At 37.3% G+C, this 20,592-nt stretch carries 18 protein-coding genes; all 18 read right to left on the reverse strand.

All coding sequences use genetic code 11. The features are described 5' to 3' along the window. Window positions 1–15: 15 nt before the first annotated feature. The gene (gene dpaB, locus MKX37_RS18520) at window positions 16–615 is read right to left on the reverse strand and encodes a dipicolinate synthase subunit B (RefSeq protein WP_002111357.1); all 600 of its coding nucleotides are present in this window, start codon (window positions 613–615) and stop codon (window positions 16–18) included. Further along, on the reverse strand, window positions 612–1,514 hold the full coding sequence (gene dpaA / locus MKX37_RS18525) for a dipicolinic acid synthetase subunit A (protein WP_002128797.1): 903 nt from the start codon (window positions 1,512–1,514) through the stop codon (window positions 612–614). The genes dpaB and dpaA overlap by 4 nt, the downstream gene beginning before the upstream one ends. A gap of 172 nt (window positions 1,515–1,686) precedes the next feature. Then, on the reverse strand, window positions 1,687–1,935 hold the full coding sequence (locus MKX37_RS18530) for a YlmC/YmxH family sporulation protein (RefSeq protein WP_002014571.1): 249 nt from the start codon (window positions 1,933–1,935) through the stop codon (window positions 1,687–1,689). 135 nt (window positions 1,936–2,070) lie between these two features. Beyond that, window positions 2,071–3,312, reverse strand: coding sequence for a M16 family metallopeptidase (locus MKX37_RS18535; protein WP_002088150.1), 1,242 nt, complete (start codon window positions 3,310–3,312; stop codon window positions 2,071–2,073). Window positions 3,313–3,398: 86 nt separating this feature from the next. Further along, window positions 3,399–4,298, reverse strand: a complete 900-nt coding sequence (locus MKX37_RS18540) for a polysaccharide deacetylase family protein (protein WP_002128798.1) — start codon at window positions 4,296–4,298, stop codon at window positions 3,399–3,401. Window positions 4,299–4,452: 154 nt separating this feature from the next. Beyond that, entirely contained in the window at window positions 4,453–6,606 is a 2,154-nt protein-coding gene (gene pnp / locus MKX37_RS18545; protein WP_002128799.1) for a polyribonucleotide nucleotidyltransferase, read from the reverse strand. A 161-nt stretch (window positions 6,607–6,767) separates the two neighbouring features. Continuing rightward, on the reverse strand, window positions 6,768–7,037 hold the full coding sequence (gene rpsO, locus MKX37_RS18550; protein WP_001229392.1) for a 30S ribosomal protein S15: 270 nt from the start codon (window positions 7,035–7,037) through the stop codon (window positions 6,768–6,770). Between the two features lie 100 nt (window positions 7,038–7,137). Continuing rightward, the gene (gene ribF / locus MKX37_RS18555) at window positions 7,138–8,109 is read right to left on the reverse strand and encodes a bifunctional riboflavin kinase/FAD synthetase (RefSeq protein WP_002128800.1); all 972 of its coding nucleotides are present in this window, start codon (window positions 8,107–8,109) and stop codon (window positions 7,138–7,140) included. Between the two features lie 43 nt (window positions 8,110–8,152). Continuing rightward, window positions 8,153–9,076 (reverse strand): tRNA pseudouridine(55) synthase TruB, encoded by a 924-nt coding sequence (gene truB / locus MKX37_RS18560; RefSeq protein ID WP_002014562.1) that lies wholly within the window; start codon window positions 9,074–9,076, stop codon window positions 8,153–8,155. Window positions 9,077–9,166: 90 nt separating this feature from the next. Further along, entirely contained in the window at window positions 9,167–9,523 is a 357-nt protein-coding gene (rbfA, locus tag MKX37_RS18565; protein ID WP_000776437.1) for a 30S ribosome-binding factor RbfA, read from the reverse strand. A 15-nt stretch (window positions 9,524–9,538) separates the two neighbouring features. Beyond that, complete coding sequence (locus tag MKX37_RS18570) at window positions 9,539–9,820, reverse strand: DUF503 domain-containing protein (RefSeq protein ID WP_002088157.1); 282 nt, start codon at window positions 9,818–9,820, stop codon at window positions 9,539–9,541. Next, on the reverse strand, window positions 9,817–11,883 hold the full coding sequence (infB, locus tag MKX37_RS18575; RefSeq protein ID WP_002014558.1) for a translation initiation factor IF-2: 2,067 nt from the start codon (window positions 11,881–11,883) through the stop codon (window positions 9,817–9,819). The genes MKX37_RS18570 and infB overlap by 4 nt, the downstream gene beginning before the upstream one ends. Before the next feature lie 4 nt (window positions 11,884–11,887). Further along, window positions 11,888–12,199 (reverse strand): YlxQ family RNA-binding protein, encoded by a 312-nt coding sequence (locus tag MKX37_RS18580; RefSeq protein ID WP_001286519.1) that lies wholly within the window; start codon window positions 12,197–12,199, stop codon window positions 11,888–11,890. Beyond that, a complete protein-coding gene (gene rnpM, locus MKX37_RS18585; RefSeq protein ID WP_002088161.1) occupies window positions 12,200–12,472 on the reverse strand; it encodes an RNase P modulator RnpM in 273 nt (90 codons plus the stop codon). A gap of 11 nt (window positions 12,473–12,483) precedes the next feature. After that, window positions 12,484–13,590: a transcription termination factor NusA gene (gene nusA / locus MKX37_RS18590; protein ID WP_002014554.1), complete on the reverse strand. Its 1,107-nt coding sequence runs from the start codon at window positions 13,588–13,590 to the stop codon at window positions 12,484–12,486. A 17-nt stretch (window positions 13,591–13,607) separates the two neighbouring features. Continuing rightward, on the reverse strand, window positions 13,608–14,078 hold the full coding sequence (rimP, locus tag MKX37_RS18595; protein ID WP_002088165.1) for a ribosome maturation factor RimP: 471 nt from the start codon (window positions 14,076–14,078) through the stop codon (window positions 13,608–13,610). A 333-nt stretch (window positions 14,079–14,411) separates the two neighbouring features. Then, window positions 14,412–18,713, reverse strand: a complete 4,302-nt coding sequence (locus MKX37_RS18600) for a PolC-type DNA polymerase III (RefSeq protein WP_078421715.1) — start codon at window positions 18,711–18,713, stop codon at window positions 14,412–14,414. A 124-nt stretch (window positions 18,714–18,837) separates the two neighbouring features. Continuing rightward, window positions 18,838–20,538 carry a proline--tRNA ligase gene (locus MKX37_RS18605; RefSeq protein WP_002128803.1) on the reverse strand — a complete coding sequence of 567 codons (1,701 nt, stop codon included), beginning with the start codon at window positions 20,536–20,538 and terminating at the stop codon, window positions 18,838–18,840. Window positions 20,539–20,592: the final 54 nt, after the last annotated feature.

Raw genomic sequence — 20,592 nt, forward strand, 5'->3', positions numbered from 1 at the left:
CGTTTTTTTCGTTTTTTAATTCATATATCTGAATTTTTCTACAACAACAGGTTGTAATTGTTTTCCTTGTAGCGCTTCCAATACTGTATCTTCAAGTAACTCCATACGAGCTACCATTGAGTTCGGTTTTTTCTCTGGTGCATCTTGGCCAAATGGTACGAAGTAGATGTCTTTTGTAGCCATTAGGCGCATTAGATTTACTCCATTAAGCCCCAACGCATCATTCGTCGAAACAGCTAACACAACAGGCTTCCCATTTCTAAGCGTCGCTTTTGCTGCCATTAATACTGGAGAGTCTGTCATTGCATTTGCAAATTTACTCATCGAATTCCCTGTTAGTGGTGCGATCACCATGCAATCTAGTGGAATTTTCGGTCCTAGTGGCTCTGCGCCAACGATTGAATTAATTGCCTTAAAACCGGTTATTTCTTCGATCTTTTTAATCCATTCTTCCCCTTCGCCAAATCTAGTATTTGTTGATTGGACAGTATAAGAAACAACGGGACGTACTTCTGCACCTTCTGCAATTAACTTCTCTAAATGTGGCATAACTTCTTCATACGTACAATGTGACCCTGTAAATCCGAAACCAATTCGTTTTCCCTTCAAACTCATTTCTCATCATCCTCCTTTGCGATTGCATCCGCTATTAATAACTGAGAAAGAACATTCGCTAATATTTGTCCTGCTGTTTTCGGTGCAACAATCCCAGGAAGACCAGGTGCTAATAATGCCTTCACTCCACGCTTCTCCGCATAGCGAAAGTCCGTGCCACCTGGCTTAGAAGCTAAATCAATAACTAGCGTATGAGCTGGCATTTTTGAAATAACATTCGCTGTCACAACGAGATGCGGAATTGTATTAATAACAATATCGATATTACCTACTTCTTTCTCTATGTCTTGCATATGAAAAGGAGAAAACATCATTTCTGTAATACGAGCAATATGTTCCGAACGTCTCGCTCCAACTTTGACATGTGCTCCTAATGATTGAAAGGCTCTTGCAACACTCATACCAGTTCTACCAAATCCTAAAACCATTACATTCGATCCATGAATTGTGTAATCAGTATGTTGAATAACCATCATTAGTGTACCTTCTACGGTCGGAATAGAGTTATAGATTGCAACATCATCACGATCAAATAATTTTACAAGTTTGCGATTTGTAGTAGCTACGAGATTTTCCAAGTAAGGTGTACCAATACCTGAATATATAGTGAAGTTTTCTGGTGTCTTTTCAATTTGTTCTTTCGTTATGGAAACTTTCTCATTTGAAAAAATAGTATCTACTTCTCCTCTGGCATTCGTCCCTGCAACCGGCAAAATAATTGCATCTAAAGAAGTGAAATTTAAATCTTGTATACTTTCCTTTGCTGCCCCTGTGAAGCCATGATCTAACTGTTCAAACCCTATTAATGAAAGTTTCGCGTCCAGTTCGACTAGCTTGCGAATTACTTCTAGCTGCCGTGCATCTCCTCCTATGACAGCAATATGCATCTCAGTCAACATTCCCTAATTCACCTTCTTTTTCTTTCATTTATAAGAAAAATGCCTACTTTTTCTTTTTCCTCCACATCATATGTAATGTACGAGTTTGAGGTGATTGAAAAACAAAAAGCACACGTGATTTATCTTCTTTATATAAAGATAAAAAAAAGACAACCAAAATGGTCATCTTTCACTATGATCTTGAATGGTTCGTAAGATCGCAAAGTATCATATCATTTCCAACCTTCTTTATTTTGCTCCATTCTACTCTCACTTCTTGCTGTTCTCTTTTAAAACCTCCCCATTTCCCAGCAGGTATAATAAGCGCTTGTATTTTTCCATCTCTCTCATCAATTTCTAAATCTGCATGACCTAAAACTCCCATTTTTTCTGCTCTTTCTAAATCCACAATCTCTTTGCCACTTAATTCACTTAAACGCATTAAATCTCCCCCTATCCTACTTTTTATGAAGGTTATCCTATAATAAGTACCTATTCTGCATATATAAAAAAAATAACCGTATCTCATATAAAAGAGATACGGTTATTTCCGAAAGCGAATGAATTACAAGATCGCTTAAAGTTTCATTCCTTTTGGCAGTTTTCCATCTGGACTAATAAGTGCCGCAGAGAATTCATCGGTAAACATATTGCGAATTAACTCGTCTACATTTTGCTTTGTTACAGTGTTTACACTTTCAATAATCTCATCAAGAGAACGATGTTTACGAAGAAGCAATTCGTTTTTACCATTACGGCTCATACGACTATTCGTACTTTCTAAACTTAACATTAAGTTTCCTTTTAATTGTTCTTTACTATTAACAAGCTCTTTTTCTGTAATACCTGTATTTTTCAACGTATTTAACGTTTCTTGCATTGTTTCATACAGTGTATCTAATTGTTTACTACCTGTTCCACCGTAAAGTGTTAACATTCCTGTATCTTCATAAGAAGAGTGATAAGAGAATACTGAGTACGCCAATCCACGTTGTTCACGTACTTCTTGGAATAAACGGCTACTCATACTACCGCCTAAAACATTATTTAATACAATTAAATTATAAATATCTTCGTGTCCCATTTGCAAGCCTTTATATCCTAAACATAAATGAGCTTGTTCTGTTTCCTTCTTACGTGCTACTTTATTGAAATGGAAAATTGGGCTATGTACTTGTTCACGATTTGTTGTCCCTTCGTAACTACCGAAATATTGCTCTACAGTTTGTAAAAATGCTTCATCAATATTCCCTGCAATTGATACAACAACATTTTCAGGTGTGTAATGATCTTTCATATATTGACGTAACGTATCACCTGTAAATGTTTCAAGCGTTTCTTCTGTTCCTAAAATAGGATATCCAAGCGGATGCGTTTCATATGTTGCTTTCGTTAACATATCATGCACAATATCATCTGGCGCATCTTCGTACATTTTTATTTCTTCACATACAACATTCTTCTCTTTTTTCAGTTCTTCCTCATCAAATGTTGAATTAAAGAACATATCTGCTAAAACATCTAATGCATATTTAGCATGCTCATCTAGCACTTTCGCATAGTAACATGTATATTCTTTTGAAGTAAAAGCATTTACTTGTCCACCAATGCTATCAAATGATTCTGCAATCTCTCTTGCACTTCGCGTTTCTGTCCCTTTAAAGAACATATGTTCCAAAAAGTGCGAAACCCCATTATTTTTTTCATTTTCATTTCTTGAACCTGCGTGGATCCATATACCAATCGCAACCGAGCGTACAGTTGGTATATTCTCCATAACAATTCTTACACCATTTTTACACGTATATTTTTTAATCAAAAACTTTCCTCCTAATGCCAGTTTCTCTAAATAATTGCTATTATTTAATGATAACAAGTTTAGAGATGAATGTCATGCAAATGTATTTAATCCACACGTTTTTCATCTAGTAATTCTGTAATATTCCCCACTTTATATCCTTGTTCCTTTAAATTTTTAATCATAGTATCTAGCGCTTCTGTTGTAGATGAAGTAGGATGCATTAGCACAATAGCACCTGGATGTATTTTTCGCATTACTCTCTGCAATAGCACACCCGGTTCTGGCCGCTTCCAATCAATTGTATCTACAGTCCACATAATCGTCCCCATTTGGAAATCATCCGCTATTTTTACTACCTCATCCCGAAAACTTCCACTTGGCGGAGCAAACCATCTCACTTTCTGATTTGTAGCTGCTTCTATCATTCGATTCGTTTTTTGTAATTGATCTCGTATTTCATCTGTAGACAGCGTTTTCATATTAGGGTGTGTGTAAGAATGATTTCCTACTTCTTGATTTGCATCGACAATCATTTTGGCAAATCGTAAGTTTTCTTTCACCCAGCGTCCTTCTAAAAAGAAAGTCGCCTTCACATCATGTTTTTTCAATATCTCTAATATACGTGGCAAATACTCATTACCCCAGGCCACATTAATTGTTAATCCCACCATCTTTTTATTTGGATGTCCTCGATAAATGGGAGCTGGTGGTAAATCTTCTAAGTGAACACTCGGTGATACTTCCTTAAATTCAAGTTGTTTTTGATCAAACTTCTTGATTTTCTTCATATTATTATAGGACGCTTCTATATCCACTTGTTTTCCATTATACCCAGGCGTCGCCTTCCAAATCTTATCAATCATCGCATTTTGCGGCATAATCTCGTACTGTTTTACATGCTTTTGAATCTCTTCATACAAGTTATCCTGCGCAAAAACGGAATAAGAGCCACAACCCATATATAAAGAAAATATAAATATGTACGCTAATATACGAGCTTTCATATAAACCCTCCCATTAACTATAAAAAAGAAACCATTTTCTTCTTATCTTTGTTAATTTGAGCGTTATGATGAAAACTATACCTATACTCACATAAAAATCTAAATGAATCACATTTTTTACATAACAAAAAAAGCCAGCTATACTGGCTTTCACTTATTGTTGCTCTTGTGCGTTTTCTTCTTTAGCTGCGTCTTCTTTAGCTGCTTCTTTTTCTTGCTCTTCTTTTAGCAATACTTTTCTAGATAAGTTTACACGACCTTGTTTGTCAATCTCGATAACTTTAACTGAAATCTCATCACCGATTTTCACAACGTCTTCTACCTTACCTACACGCTCAAGTGCAAGTTCAGAAATGTGAACAAGTCCATCTTTACCGCTAAATAATTCAACGAACGCACCGAATTTTTCAACGCGTTTAACTTTTCCTAAGTAGATTTCGCCTACTTGTACTTCGCGAACGATATCTTCGATAATTTTCTTCGCTTTTTCATTCATCTCTTGATTAATTGATGAAATGAATACTGTACCATCTTGCTCGATGTCAATTTTAACGCCAGTTTCTTCAATGATTTTATTGATCTGTTTACCACTTGGTCCAATAACATCACGAATTTTATCTGGGTTAATTGCCATTGTAATAATCTTCGGAGCATACGCAGATAACTCAATGCGAGGTTCAGCGATAACAGATAACATGTGATTTAGAATGTGCATACGACCAACTTTCGCTTGTTGTAATGCTTCTTCTAAAATCTCACGAGATAAACCATCGATTTTAATGTCCATTTGTAGTGCAGTTACACCTTTTGCAGTACCTGCTACTTTAAAGTCCATATCACCTAAATGGTCTTCCATTCCTTGAATATCTGTTAAAATTGTATAATGCTCACCAGATTTCACTAGACCCATTGCAATACCAGCAACTGGTGCTTTAAGTGGTACACCCGCATCCATCATCGCTAATGTACTACCGCAAATACTCGCTTGTGAAGTAGAACCATTTGACTCTAATACTTCAGATACAAGACGAACTGTATATGGGAAATCCTTTTCAGATGGAAGTACAGGTTCAAGAGCACGTTCTCCTAGTGCTCCGTGACCAATTTCACGACGACCTGGTCCACGCATTGGTCTTGTTTCACCAACACTAAATGAAGGGAAATTATAATGGTGCATAAAGCGTTTTGACTCTTCTACACCTAGACCATCTAAAATTTGCACATCGCCTAATGCACCTAATGTACAAATACTTAATGCTTGCGTTTGTCCACGTGTGAATAGACCAGAACCATGTGTACGAGATAAAATGCCAACCTCTGATGCTAAAGGACGAATTTCGTCACCTTTACGACCATCTGGGCGGATTTTTTCAACTGTAATAAGACGACGTACTTCTTCTTTTACAATTTTATATAAAATCTCACTTACTTGTCCTAATGTATCAGCATCAGCTTCCTCAGCTTCGTAATGCTCAATTACACGCTTTTTCACTACGCTAATTGCATCTTCACGTGCATGTTTTTCGTGCACTTGAATTGCAGAATGCATATCTGTCTCAGCCATTTCACGTACAGCTTGGTTCAAATCAGCATCCACTTCATAAAGTTTCACTGCTGTTTTCTCTTTACCGACAGCTTGTACAATCTCTTCTTGGAATGCAATTAGACGTTTAATTTCATCGTGTCCAAACATAATTGCTTCTAACATTGTTTCTTCAGGTACTTGATCCGCTCCTGCTTCAACCATGTTAATTGCATCTTTCGTACCAGCTACAACAAGGTGCATATCACTTTGTTCTTGCTGTTCTACTGTTGGATTAATAACGAACTCGCCATTAATACGACCAACTGTCGCACCTGCGATTGGACCTTCAAATGGAATATCTGAAATAGATAATGCTAATGAAGAACCAAGCATAGCTGCCATTTCAGAAGAACAGTCTTGATCAACACTCATTACGATGCTGACAACTTGTACTTCATTACGGAAACCATCTGCGAAAAGTGGACGGATTGGACGGTCAATTAAACGACTTGCTAAAATTGCTTTTTCACTTGGACGGCCTTCGCGCTTAATAAAACCGCCTGGGATTTTTCCAACTGCATATAAACGCTCTTCATAGTTTACTGTAAGCGGGAAGAAATCTACATTTTTTGGCTCTTTTGATGCAGTTGCTGTAGATAGAACTGCTGTGTCGCCGTATCTTACTAATACTGCTCCGTTTGCTTGTTTTGCAAGCTGACTTGTTTCAATTGTTAGCTGACGACCAGCTAAATCTATCGAGAAGACTTGCTTTTCCTGACTCATTTAAGTACCCCTCTCAATTTAAAATATTCAATTCTTCTATGTAAATGGATAGTATATCACAATATTCTTTCCTCTAGTATTGCCGAAAATTAAGTAAGCTATAAAGAGTAGAAGATATATTTTTACCTAACAAAAAAGCGGGAATATTCCCGCTTCTTTGACTATCGACGTAAGCCAAGCTTTGTGATTAATTCACGGTAACGTGTGATATCGCTATTACGAAGGTAAGTAAGTAAGTTACGACGTTTACCAACCATCTTTAATAGACCACGACGTGAATGATGATCCTTCTTGTGAGTACGTAAGTGCTCGTTTAGAGTGTTAATTTGCTCCGTTAGGACAGCAATTTGAACCTCTGGAGAACCAGTATCAGTCTCATGAGTTCTAAATTGTGCAATGATTTCATTTTTACGCTCTTGTGTTAAAGCCATCCTATTTCACCTCCTAATAATTAAACCCCCAGTTACCTAGCAAGCATCGGTGAGTCGCAATGCCAAGTAATGGTTGTCATAAAGTACATAACATAGAATACTACTTTTCATTTGAAAAAGCAAGTATATTCTTTACGCTCGCAAAATATTCTTGGGCAACCTTTTTATCTTGAGCGATTTGAGCAACTAACTCATCAATTCCATTAAACTTTTTTTCTTCTCTTATACGCATGTGCCATTCCACTGTAACACTTTGATCGTATATGTCTTTATTAAATTCAAATAGATGCACTTCAATAGATAATTGACGCTCATTCTCTTTGAAAGTTGGTTTATATCCGATATTACATACACCATCATGCCATTCATCATGAACCTTCAATCTTACCGCATATACACCTACAGGTGGCAACAAATATTCATCACTTAAACCTACATTTGCAGTTGGGAAACCAATTTGACGTCCACGCTTATCACCGTGTACAACTGTTCCTTCTACCGTGTAAGCTCTCCCTAAAATAGATGGAATTTGTTCCATTTCACCGTTTCGAATTAACTTTCGTAATGAAGTAGAACTTACTTTTTCTTCTTGATATTCAACTTTTTCGATCACGGTCTGTGTAAACTCCCCTCTTGCATGAAATGGTAAAGTCTCCATCTTCCCTTTTCCTAAACGTCCATATGAATAATCAAAGCCTGCTACTACATGCTTTACATTTAAACCAATAATATACTCATCGACAAACTGCTGTGGTAATAATCCAGCAAATGGCTCATCGAATTTCACCACATATAAGATATCAATTCCTAAACTTGCGATGATTTCTTCTTTAAGGCGCATCGGTGTAATATACTCCACATGCGCTTCTTTTTTTCCTAATACAACAGATGGGTGTGGATGGAACGTCATGACAGCACTTTTACATCCTCTTTCATCCGCTATTTTTTTCGCTGTTCGAATCACACGTTGATGTCCTAAATGAATGCCATCAAAATATCCTAATGCCATTACAGTAGGTGGTAATTCTATTTTATTTTGTTCATGTGGATGAGTTAAATGAATAAGTTTCACGCTTGAATTCACCTTTTTCTGTAATAATCCTTCCAATAATTCATTATAGCTTTAGTTCTTGATTATTCACAAGTACTTTCATTGGCTTTAGCATTCCAGGGTGTTTTGGGTGATGCTCATAAATTGCTAAGCAACGATCATTTTTATCAAATACTGTAATAAATGGTGCTGTTGTTTCTAATTCATTGTTTAAGAACATACCGTTCTTTATTTTTTCAGCTTGCTTTTCATCTACAACCATTTTTGGAAACTTACTTAGCGCCTCATCAATTGAGATGAAAATAGACTCTACTGTTCCATTTTGCACGTTTTCTTCAATTTCTTCAAATGATATGCAATCTTCTAGTAAAAATTCACCAGATGCTGTTCTTACAAGGTGAGACATATGTGATGGAAATCCAAGTTTTTCACCTATCATTACTGCTAGTGTTCTTACATATGTTCCTTTACTACACGTTACACGGAAACGAAATGAAATATTTTCCCCTTCAAAAACTTCACGTTCATCAAGTAATACAAATTCATGAATTGTAATTGTACGAACTGGACGTTCAACTTCTTGTCCTGCCCTTGCATATTCGTATAGTTTTTTTCCGTTAACTTTTACAGCTGAGAACATCGGCGGCATTTGTTCAATTGTCCCTGTTAATTCCGCTAGTACCTCTTCTACTTCTTTACGTGTAATGACACGATTTACATCTTGTTTCTCCACAACTTCACCAGAAGCATCTTCTGTTGTTGTTGAAAATCCTAATGTCACTTCACCTTCGTATGTTTTTGTTTCACTTGTTAAAAATTGCGCAATTTTTGTTGCACGCCCAACGCAAATAGGTAATACTCCTGTTACATCTGGATCCAGTGTCCCTGTATGACCAATTCGTTTCTCACGCAATATCTTTCTTAATTTGAACACACAATCATGTGATGTCATTCCCTTTGGCTTATGTAATAATACTACACCTTCCATATACTCACCTCATCATTATTCTTTTGTAGTAATTGCAATTATGCAAAACTTATTTTACATTGAAAAAATGGATAGACAAATGTCTATCCATTATTCTTCACGTTTACCGTCTTTATTAATTTCATGTAAAAGTGTATCAATTCGATGACCATATCCGATAGACTCATCAAACTCAAAGGTAATTTCTGGTGTTTTACGAAGACGAATACGTTGGCCAATTTCTGAACGAATAAAGCCTTTTGCCTTCGCTAAACCTTTTAATGTATTTTCTTTCTGTTCTTCGTCACCTAAAACAGAAATGTATACTTTAGCAATTTGTAAATCTCCACTCACTTGTACATCTGTTACTGTAACAAATCCAATACGTGGGTCTTTAATTTTACGACTGATAATGTCGCCTAATTCTTTTTTCATTTGCTCGCCCACACGGTTCGCACGTAATTTCATAACTCTTCACCTCATTCAATACCATTCCAAATGTGTTATCGTACGTTCAATTTCAGGAAATGAATCGATATACTCAAGTACACGATTCATTTCTTTTTCACAGACAACACGATTTGAGGATACGGAAACAATTGCAATTTCTGTACGTTGCCATACATCTTGATGCCCAACTTCAGAAACAGCTACATTATAGCGCTGTTTCACACGAGTTAACACACGTTGCAAAATTGCTCGTTTCTCTTTTAAAGAATGCACATCGTAAATCATACACTCGAATGAGAGTGAAGCGATAATCATCGCTTCACTTCTTCCATAACGTATGCTTCAATGATGTCCCCTTCTTTAAGATCATTATATCTCTCAATTGTAATACCACACTCATAGTTTTGTGCAACTTCTTTTACATCGTCTTTGAAACGTTTTAACGTATCAAGTTTTCCTTCGAAGACTACTACGCCATCACGGATAATACGAACGCCACTATCACGTGTAATTTTACCGTCTATTACGTAACAACCTGCGATTGTTCCAACTTTTGTTACTTTGAATGTTTGACGAACTTCCGCTTGACCGATTACTTTTTCTTCGAATTCTGGATCCAGCATACCTTGCATTGCTGATTCAATTTCTTCGATTACTTTATAGATAATACGGTGTAAACGAACATCAACTTTCTCTAATTCAGCTGTACGCTTCGCATTCACATCAGGGCGTACGTTAAATCCAATTACAATTGCATTAGATGCAGAAGCTAAAATAATATCAGATTCTGTAATCGCACCTACGCCTGTATGGATAATTTTCACTTTTACGCCTTCAACATCAATTTTACGAAGTGATGCTGCCATTGCTTCTACAGAACCTTGTACGTCTGCTTTCACAATTAAGTTAATTTCTTTTACATCGCCCTCTTGGATTTGTTGGAATAAATCTTCCAGGCTGAATTTAGATTTCTCACCACGTTGTGCAACTAATGCTTCTTGTGCACGTGATTCACCGATTTGACGAGCTTTCTTCTCATCAGCGAATGCCATGAAACGATCTCCCGCTTGTGGCACTTCATTTAAACCTGTAATTTCAACAGGAGTTGATGGACCAGCAACTTTTACACGACGACCAATATCACTTACCATTGCACGAACACGACCGAATGATGTTCCAACAACAATTGGATCTCCAACTCGAAGTGTACCATTTTGAACAAGTAATGTCGCGATAGTTCCTTTACCTTTATCAAGCTGGGCTTCAATTACAGTACCAGCTGCATAGCGATTTGGATTTGCTTTATATTCTTCTACTTCACTCACAAGAAGGATCATTTCTAGTAAGTTGTCAATTCCCTCGCCTTGAATCGCAGAAATTGGTACGAAAATCGTGTCTCCGCCCCAAGCTTCTGGAACTAATTCATATTCTGTTAATTCTTGCATTACACGATCAGGATTTGCCGCTGGTTTATCCATTTTATTCACAGCAACAATAATTGGTACTCCAGCTGCTTTCGCATGGCTAATCGCTTCAACTGTTTGTGGCATAACACCGTCATCAGCTGCAACAACAAGAATTGTAATATCTGTTACTTGTGCACCACGAGCACGCATTGTTGTAAATGCCGCGTGACCTGGTGTATCTAAGAACGTAATTTTCTTATCATTTACATCAACTTGGTATGCACCGATATGCTGAGTAATTCCACCAGCTTCGCCAGCAGTTACTTTTGAATTACGGATAGAGTCAAGCAATGTTGTTTTACCATGGTCAACGTGTCCCATAATTGTAACAACAGCTGGACGTTCTTTTAAGTTTTCTTCATCATCTTGCTCATCGATGAATGTTTCAAATTCAGTTTCACTTACAACTACTTCTTCTTCTACTTCAATACCGTAATCAGTAGCAATTAACTCAATTGTATCTTTATCTAAGTCTTGGTTAATTGTCGCCATAATTCCTAGCATGAAGAGCTTTTTAATAATTTCAGATGGCTCTTTGCTTAACTTTTTAGCAAGGTCACCTACTGTAAGGCTTCCAGAGAAAGTGATTTTATCTGGTGTTTCTACTATTGGTGTTTGTTGTCTTCCAGCAAAGTTATCTTGACGTTTATCTTCATTTGCTTTGCCTTTTTTCTTATTCTTATTGCTGTTCTTTTTACTGCGAACAACTTTCTCTTCTACTTCAAACTCATCTGCAACAGAAGGTTTTTCCGCTCCAGCGCTATATTGATTATCTAATTTGTTTACTACTTCATCTTCTAACATTGTCATATGATTCGAAACCTCGATATTCATCTCTTTTAGTTTGGTCATAAGATCTTTACTTGAGATATTATTTTTTTTTGCATATTCATGTACTCGAATTTTACTCATACCTTCACCCCCGGTAATTTGTATCGAGCATGCTACGTAGCTTTTTCGCAAAGCCTTCATCTAAAACAGCTACAACGACTCGCTCGTCTCTCCCAATCGCATGCCCTAATTGTTGTCGATTTTCGACTTTTCTCATTGGTATGTTGTAGTACGTGGTTTTATCAATGATACGTTTTGTAGTGTTCGCTGACGCATCTTCAGAAAGCAATACTAGCTTTGCTTTGCCACTTCGTACTTCTTTTAAAACGAGTTCTTCACCCGAAATAATTTTTCGAGCGCGGTTTGCTAGTCCTAAAAATGATTTCCAATCAGACACTTATTTCGACTCCTTCTCAACAAGCTCAAGAAGCTCTTCGTACAGAGAACTGTCGATTTTCGCTTTTAGATGATGTTCCAAAATGTTTTTCTTTTGGGCTTGAATAATGCTTTCTTTATCTTTTGATAAATATGCACCTCGTCCTGATTTTTTTCCTGATAAATCAATAGACACTTCGCCCTCTTTGGAACGAACAATGCGAACTAGCTCTCGTTTTGATTTCATCTCTTGCGTCGCAATACATTTTCGTAACGGAACTTTTCGATTGCTCATACTCATCACCTCTATTCGATTTCGTCTTCAGCTGAATCGAATCCGAATGCGATTACGCTATCTTCTTCTGTCACAATACCAAGTTGTTTCGCATCAGACTCACTTTTAATATCAATTTTCCAGCCTGTTAGTTTAGCTGCAAGACGCGCATTTTGTCCACGCTTACCAATCGCTAATGAAAGCTGGTGGTCTGGAACAACAACAGTTGTTGCTTTCTCTGCTTCATCTACAAGTACTTTAACAACCTGTGATGGACTTAAAGCATTTGCAACATATTCAACTGGGTCATTCGACCAGCGAACGATGTCAATCTTTTCACCTTTTAGTTCATCTACAACGCGTTGTACACGTTGTCCTTTCGGTCCTACACAAGAACCTACTGGATCAACATCGATATTCTCTGCATATACAGAAATTTTAGAACGGTCGCCTGCTTCACGTGCTACAGAGCGAATTTCTACAGTTCCATCATAAATTTCTGGAACTTCCATTTCGAATAAACGTTTTAAAAGACCAGGATGTGTACGTGATACGTAAATTTGTGGTCCTTTTGTTGTCTTTTCTACTTTTGTAATAAATACGCGAATACGATCATGTGGTTTATATTGCTCATTTGGCATTTGCTCACTTACAGGTAATAAAGCTTCTACTTTACCTAAGCTTACATAGATGAAACGAGCATCTTGGCGCTGTACAATACCAACCATAATGTCTTCTTCACGATCACTAAATTCTGAATAAATTACACCACGTTCCGCCTCACGAACTCGTTGTGTTACAACTTGTTTTGCAGTTTGCGCTGCAATACGACCAAAATCTTTTGGCGTTACTTCAATTTCTAGTACGTCACCATCTTGGTAGTTTGGATTAATTTGTCTTGCCTCTTCTACAGAGATTTCAAGACGTGGATCAAACACATTATCTACAACGTCCTTACGTGCTAAAACTTGAATTGTTCCCACTTCTGGGTTAAAGCTCACACGAACGTTTTGTGCTTGGTTAAAATTGCGTTTATAAGCAGAGATTAATGCTGCTTCAATCGCATCAATAATAATATCTTTGCTAATACCTTTTTCTGACTCTAATACGAGCAAAGCATCTAACAACTCAGTGCTCATGAAGATCCCCCTTCTTACTAAAACGTAACAGCAAGTCGCGCATTTGCAACTTTATCCATTGGAATTTGGATTTCTTTTTTACGTGTTTTAATTGTTAATAGTAGTGTAATTGTATTACCGTCGTAGGAAAGTAGCTTTCCTTCAAACATCTTCTCACCATCAATCGGCTTATATGTTTTAATTGCCACTTGTTTTCCTACCGCTTGCTGGAAGTCTTTCTCTTTCTTTAATGGACGTTCCGCTCCAGGAGATGATACATCCAAAAAGTAAAGATGAGGAATTGGATCCTCTTTATCTAAAGCTTCGCTTAAACGTTCACTTACCGCACCGCATTCTTCAATTTCGACTCCCTTTTCAGAATCGATGAATACGCGTAAGAACCAGTCTTGTCCTTCTTGCACATACTCTACATCTACAAGTTCAAGATTTAACTCTTCAACGATTGGCTGCGCAAATGCTTCTACAATTTCTGTGACTTTCTTATCCATAAACAGCCTCCTTCCTGCCGCCATGTACCATTTACAAGAAAAGATCCCGTTCATAAAGACGGTCTATCTTATTCTTTCTCGTTAGCTAACAAAAGCCCCTGCCGTTAAGCAGGGAATATCTGTCTTAGTATTACCAAATTTAAGAAGTAAAACTTGTAACAAAATATGTATATACGACAGAAATATCTTTACTATCTACATAAGCAAAATGTAGATAGTAACACGAAAGAGTGGGTTTCCCCACTCTCTTTTTCACAAAATATACATGACATGGTTATCTCGGTTTATAGTATACCATAGCAAATGTTGATTTGCAAAGATTTTTCCTACCTATTAGAACAGTGACAATTGGTTTTGATCCGGTAAATCTCCTAGACAACCTTGACCATCTAAATACTCAATAATCGTTTTAGAAACCTTACTGCGCTGCTGTAAGTCTTCTTTTGATAAGAAATCACCATTTTTACGAGCTTCAACAATACTGAAAGCTGCGTTTGTACCAAGACCGGGAACTGCATTAAATGGAGGAATTAAAGTATCCCCATCAATTATAAATTCGGTTGCATGCGAGCGGTATAAATCAACCTTTTGGAATGAATAACCACGCTCACACATTTCAAGTGTCATTTCTAGTACCGTTAATAAACTCTTCTCTTTCGGTGCTGCATCCAATCCTTTTTGTGCAATTTCATCAATTTTTACACGTATGGATGCTGAACCTTTCGCCATCGCCTCTACATCAAAGTCATCTGCACGAACTGTAAAATATGCCGCATAGAATAAAAGTGCGAAATGTACTTTAAAGTATGCAATACGTACAGCCATAAGTACGTAAGCAGCCGCATGGGCTTTAGGGAACATGTACTTAATCTTCTTACATGAATCAATATACCAACCTGGTACATTGTTATTTCTCATTTCCTCTTCCCATTCTTCTGGTACACCTTTACCTTTACGCACCGACTCCATGATTTTGAAGGCTAATGATGGATCCAAGCCTTGATAAATTAAATATACCATGATGTCATCACGACAACCGATAACTTCACTCAGTGTACACGTACCGTTATAAATTAATTCATTCGCATTACCTAACCATACATCTGTACCATGGGACAGTCCAGAAATTTGGACAAGCTCTGAAAACGTCGTTGGTTTCGTTTCTTCTAACATTTGTCTTACGAATTTCGTACCAAACTCTGGTATACCAAGTGTACCTGTTTTACAGTTAATTTGTTCTTCCGTTACCCCTAAAGACTCTGGACCAGAGAAAATTTTCATTACTTCTGGATCATCCGTTGGGATTGTTTTCGGGTCAATACCACTTAAATCTTGAAGCATACGAATAACAGTCGGATCATCGTGTCCTAATATATCAAGTTTCAATAAATTATCATGAATTGAGTGGAAGTCAAAGTGCGTTGTTCTCCACTCAGCACCTATTGAATCAGCCGGAAACTGAATTGGTGAAAAGTCAAAAATATCCATGTAATCTGGTACAACGATAATACCACCTGGATGCTGTCCGGTCGTACGCTTTACACCTGTACATCCCGCAACTAAGCGATCAATCTCTGCATTTCGAATTGTTAAGTTATGATCATTAGCATAACCTTTCACATACCCATAAGCGGTTTTTTCCGCAACCGTACCAATTGTTCCTGCGCGGTATACATAATCTTCACCGAACAGTAATTTCGTATAGTTATGGGCGCGTGGTTGGTATTCTCCGGAGAAATTCAAATCGATATCCGGTACCTTATCCCCTTTAAATCCAAGGAACGTTTCGAAAGGAATGTCATGCCCATCTTTCACATATGGAACATTACATGTTGGGCATTCTTTATCTGGTAAATCAAAACCAGAACCTACAGAACCGTCATTAAAGAACTCTGATTGTTTACACTTTGGACATACATAGTGCGGTGGTAATGGGTTTACTTCTGTAATTTCCATCATCGTTGCAACAAATGATGAACCTACCGATCCACGCGAACCTACTAGATAACCGTCCACTAACGATTTTTTCACAAGCTTATGTGAAATTAAATAAATAACGGCGAATCCATGTCCAATAATACTTTTCAATTCTTTTTCCAAACGAGCTTCTACAATTTCCGGTAGTTCATCTCCATAGATACTTCTTGCCATTATATAGCTCATATCACGTGTTTCATCATCAGCACCTTCAATTTTCGGTGTGTATAAATCATCTTTTACTGGACGAACATCACCAATTAATGACGCGATCTTGTGTGTATTTGTCACAACAATTTCTTTTGCTTTGTCTTCACCTAAGAATGAAAAACAATCTAGCATTTCATTTGTTGTACGGAAATGTACAGGCGGTAATGAATGGCGATTTAACGGATTAGCTCCTCCCTGCGAACTGACTAAAATTTTCCGATATATCGCGTCCTCTGGATCTAAATAATGCACATTCCCAGTAGCAACAACTGGCTTATCTAACGTCTCACCTAGTTTTACTAAGTTAGAAATTATTGTTTTTAACTGTCCTTCATCTCGAACGAGTTCACGTTCCACTAAATGACGTAACACTTCTGGAGGCATAACCTCAATGTAATCGTAAAACTGTGCAATTTCTTCTACTTCTTCAGGCGCTTTTTGCATCATAGCTTCAAATACTTCACCTTTGTCACAAGCTGTTCCTACTAAAATGCCTTCGCGATATTTTTTTAATAGTGATCGTGGTACACGTGGTACACGATAAAAGTAATTCAAGTGAGAATATGAAACAAGTTTATATAAGTTTTTCAACCCAACATCTGATGTGGCAAGTAACGTCATATGACTTGGACGCCCACGTTTATACGCATCCCCTTGTCCCATACTATCGTTTAGTTGATCGTGATATTCAAATCCCTTTTCAATCACATCTTTTAACATCTTCACAAGTAAATATCCCGTTGCTTCTGTATCATAAATCGCACGGTGATGTTGCGTTAATTCAATATCAAGCTTTTTACACATCGTATTTAATCGATGATTTTTCATTTCTGGGAATAAGAACCGTGCAAGTTCTAACGTATCAATAACTGGATTTTTCGTTTTTTCTATCCCAGCCTTTTTAAAACCTACGTTAATAAAGCCCATATCGAAGCTTGCGTTATGAGCAACAAGTGTATGGTCACCCATCCATTCCTCAAACTTTTTAAACACTTCGTCCACTTCTGGTGCATCAGTTAACATATCATCTGTAATACCTGTTAATTCAATAATCGTCGCCGATAATGGTTGATGAGGATTTGCGAAAGATTCAAAGCGATCAATAATTTCTCCACCTTTTACCTTTACAGCAGCTAACTCAATGACTGTATCATATACAGCAGATAACCCTGTTGTCTCAACGTCAAAGACAACATATGTTTCTTCTGCAAGTAGACGATGTGCTTCGTTATATGCTATCGGCACACCATCATTAACTAAATTTGCTTCTACACCATATAGAACTTTAACTCCAGCCTTTTTACCAGCAGAATATGCTTCTGGGAACGACTGTGCAACAGCATGGTCTGTAACTGCAATAGCCTCATGCCCCCATTTTCCGGCTTGGGCAACGAGCTTAGACACAGAAGTAACAGCATCCATTTGACTCATTGGAGTATGAAGATGAAGTTCTACTCTTTTTTCCCCTTCTTTTGCTTTATCTTTACGAGAAGGTCCCGTTATTTCATTTATATCATTTGCGATCATAACTAAATCACGCACGAATGTATCATTTTGAACTGAACCACGCGCTTTTACCCAAGTTCCTTTTTTCAAGGATTGTAACATCGGGATATCTTCTTTATCACGTGAGAACATCTTAATCATAATAGAGTCCGTATAGTCAGTTATCTTTAAAGTTAATAATGTACGTCCACTACGAAGTTCTTTCGTCTCTACATGGAAAACATACCCTTGAACGGTTTTTCTTCTTTCTTCATCTTGAATTTCACGCAGCGGCGTAATCTCTTCATCTGGCTTAATAAGATAACCAAGCACAACTGGTCCTTCATGAACAACATCACTTTCTTCAGCTTGCCTTTTAGCCATCTCTTCCATAGCCTGTATAACTCGTTGACGATCTTCTTCCTGTGTTTGCTCACGAAACTTTTGCATTTCTTCTGCATTTTGCTTTATATGTGTGTCTAACTGAAAACGCGGGAATCCAAAAGCTTCGTATTGATCACCTACTGGTTTCGCAACGTTTTTCTTTAAAGTAGTAGATTCCAGCTCATTATTCACATTTAATAGCAACTTCACGCCATTGACCTGCGGAAGTTGCTTCTTTAAGTACGCGAACATAGGTGAAAATGTAATTCGTTCTGTACAAAGCGGCCAATATGCCTTCACTTCTTCTTCTGTAAATTGTTTATTCTCTGCTTCTAATGCAAATGTTGTTCTTGCAATATGAGAAAATGATTGCTTAAGCTTTGTTTCTAGCAACTCATATAATTCTGTCGGCAAAATACGTGGCACTTGTAAGTCAAAATGCCAACTTTTATTCACTTTATCAATAACTAGCTTTTCAATACCACCGCCATGTAAATATTGATTTATAAGGTCTTCTGGTATTTGCAACTGTTGGAGCAAAATTTGAAATCGCTCTTGTTGTTCATTTGTTAATGACATAAGCACTCTCCTTCCATTTGCTATTATAAATTGAAACGTACTACAAAGAAAGATTTCTTCCTTCTTCTTTTACAAAATACGTTTACAAAGAAAGAGAAGGTACCTCATTACGAGGTACCTCTTCTTATTTTAAAATATTAGCAATATATGTTTGAAGTTCTTCTACTTTCACTTCTTCAGACTCGCCTGTAGCACGTACTTTCACTTCTACAATACCTTCATCTGCTTTTTTACCAACTGTAACACGAACTGGAAGGCCGAATAAATCTGCATCTGCAAATTTAACACCTGCACGTTCTGCACGATCATCTAGTAATACTTCGTATCCTTGCTCTTGTAATGAGTTATAGATATTTCCACCCATTTCACGTTGTGCATCAGATTTCATATTTACTGGAATTACATGCACATGGAACGGTGCAACAGATTTTGGCCAAACTAAACCATTCTCATCATTAAACTGCTCTGCAATTGCTGCCACTGTACGAGATACACCGATACCGTAACAACCCATAATAAGTGGTTTTGTTTTTCCGTTTTCATCTAGGAACGTTGCGTTCATTGCTTCACTATAACGAGTTCCTAATTTGAATACATGACCAACTTCAATTCCACGTGCGAAAAGAATTGTTCCATTTCCATCTGGAGATTGGTCTCCTTCTTGGATGAAGCGTAAATCTGTATATTGACTTACTTTAAAGTCACGTTCTGGATTTACATTTACATAATGGAATCCTTCTTCGTTCGCTCCTGAACATCCGTTGACAATTGATGCTACAGCATGGTCAGCGATAATTTCGATATCCCCTGTAACACCAATCGGTCCTAAAGAACCCACTTCACAGTTTAATAACTCTTTTATTTCTTCATGTGAAGCAAGCTCAACGACTGAAGCTCCGTATACATTCTTCACTTTTACATCATTGACTTCATGATCGCCACGAACAAGTACTACTACTAATTTCGCATCTACTTTAAACACCATAGATTTAATGCATTTTTCCGCTGCGATATTTAAGAATGCAGATACTTCTTCAATAGCTTTTTGATCTGGAGTTGCTACTTTTTCAAGTGCTTTTTCGGCTTCATCACTCTTCGTATACGTAGCAACAACAGGAGCCATTTCAATATTTGCCGCATAATCAGATGTATCAGAATACGCAATTGTATCTTCACCTACATCAGATAACACCATAAATTCGTGTGTATCTTTTCCACCCATTGCTCCAGAATCAGCGATAACTGCACGGAAATTCAAACCACAACGAGCAAAGATATTAGAATACGCTTTGTATAAACCGCTATATACTTCATCCAAACTTTCTTGTGTTGCATGGAAAGAATACGCATCTTTCATTAAAAATTCTCTTCCGCGTAATAAACCGAAACGTGGTCTTTGCTCATCACGGAATTTTGTTTGAATTTGATATAATGTTAATGGTAGTTTTTTGTATGATTTAATTTCATCACGTACAAGATCTGTAATTACTTCCTCATGAGTTGCCCCTAGCGCAAACTCGCGAGCATTACGATCTTTCATACGCATTAATTCTGATCCGTAAGAATACCAACGACCTGATTCTTGCCATAATTCAGAAGCTTGCATAGCTGGCATTAATAGTTCTACTGCCCCTGCGCGCTCCATTTCTTCACGAACAATACGTTCTACTTTGTGTAACACTTTTAAACCAAATGGTAGAAAACTATAAATACCAGAAGCATTTTGACGCATAAACCCTGCGCGAAGTAATAATTGATGACTCTTAATTTCAGCATCTGCTGGAACTTCACGTAATGTAGGACTGAATACCATACTTTGTTTCATTTATTCGCACCTCTTCATTTTACTCTTACACGCAATAAAACCCCTCACCTCGAG

The organism is Bacillus sp. FSL R5-0709, from assembly GCF_038004785.1.
Classification (GTDB): Bacteria; Bacillota; Bacilli; order Bacillales; family Bacillaceae_G; genus Bacillus_A; species Bacillus_A mycoides.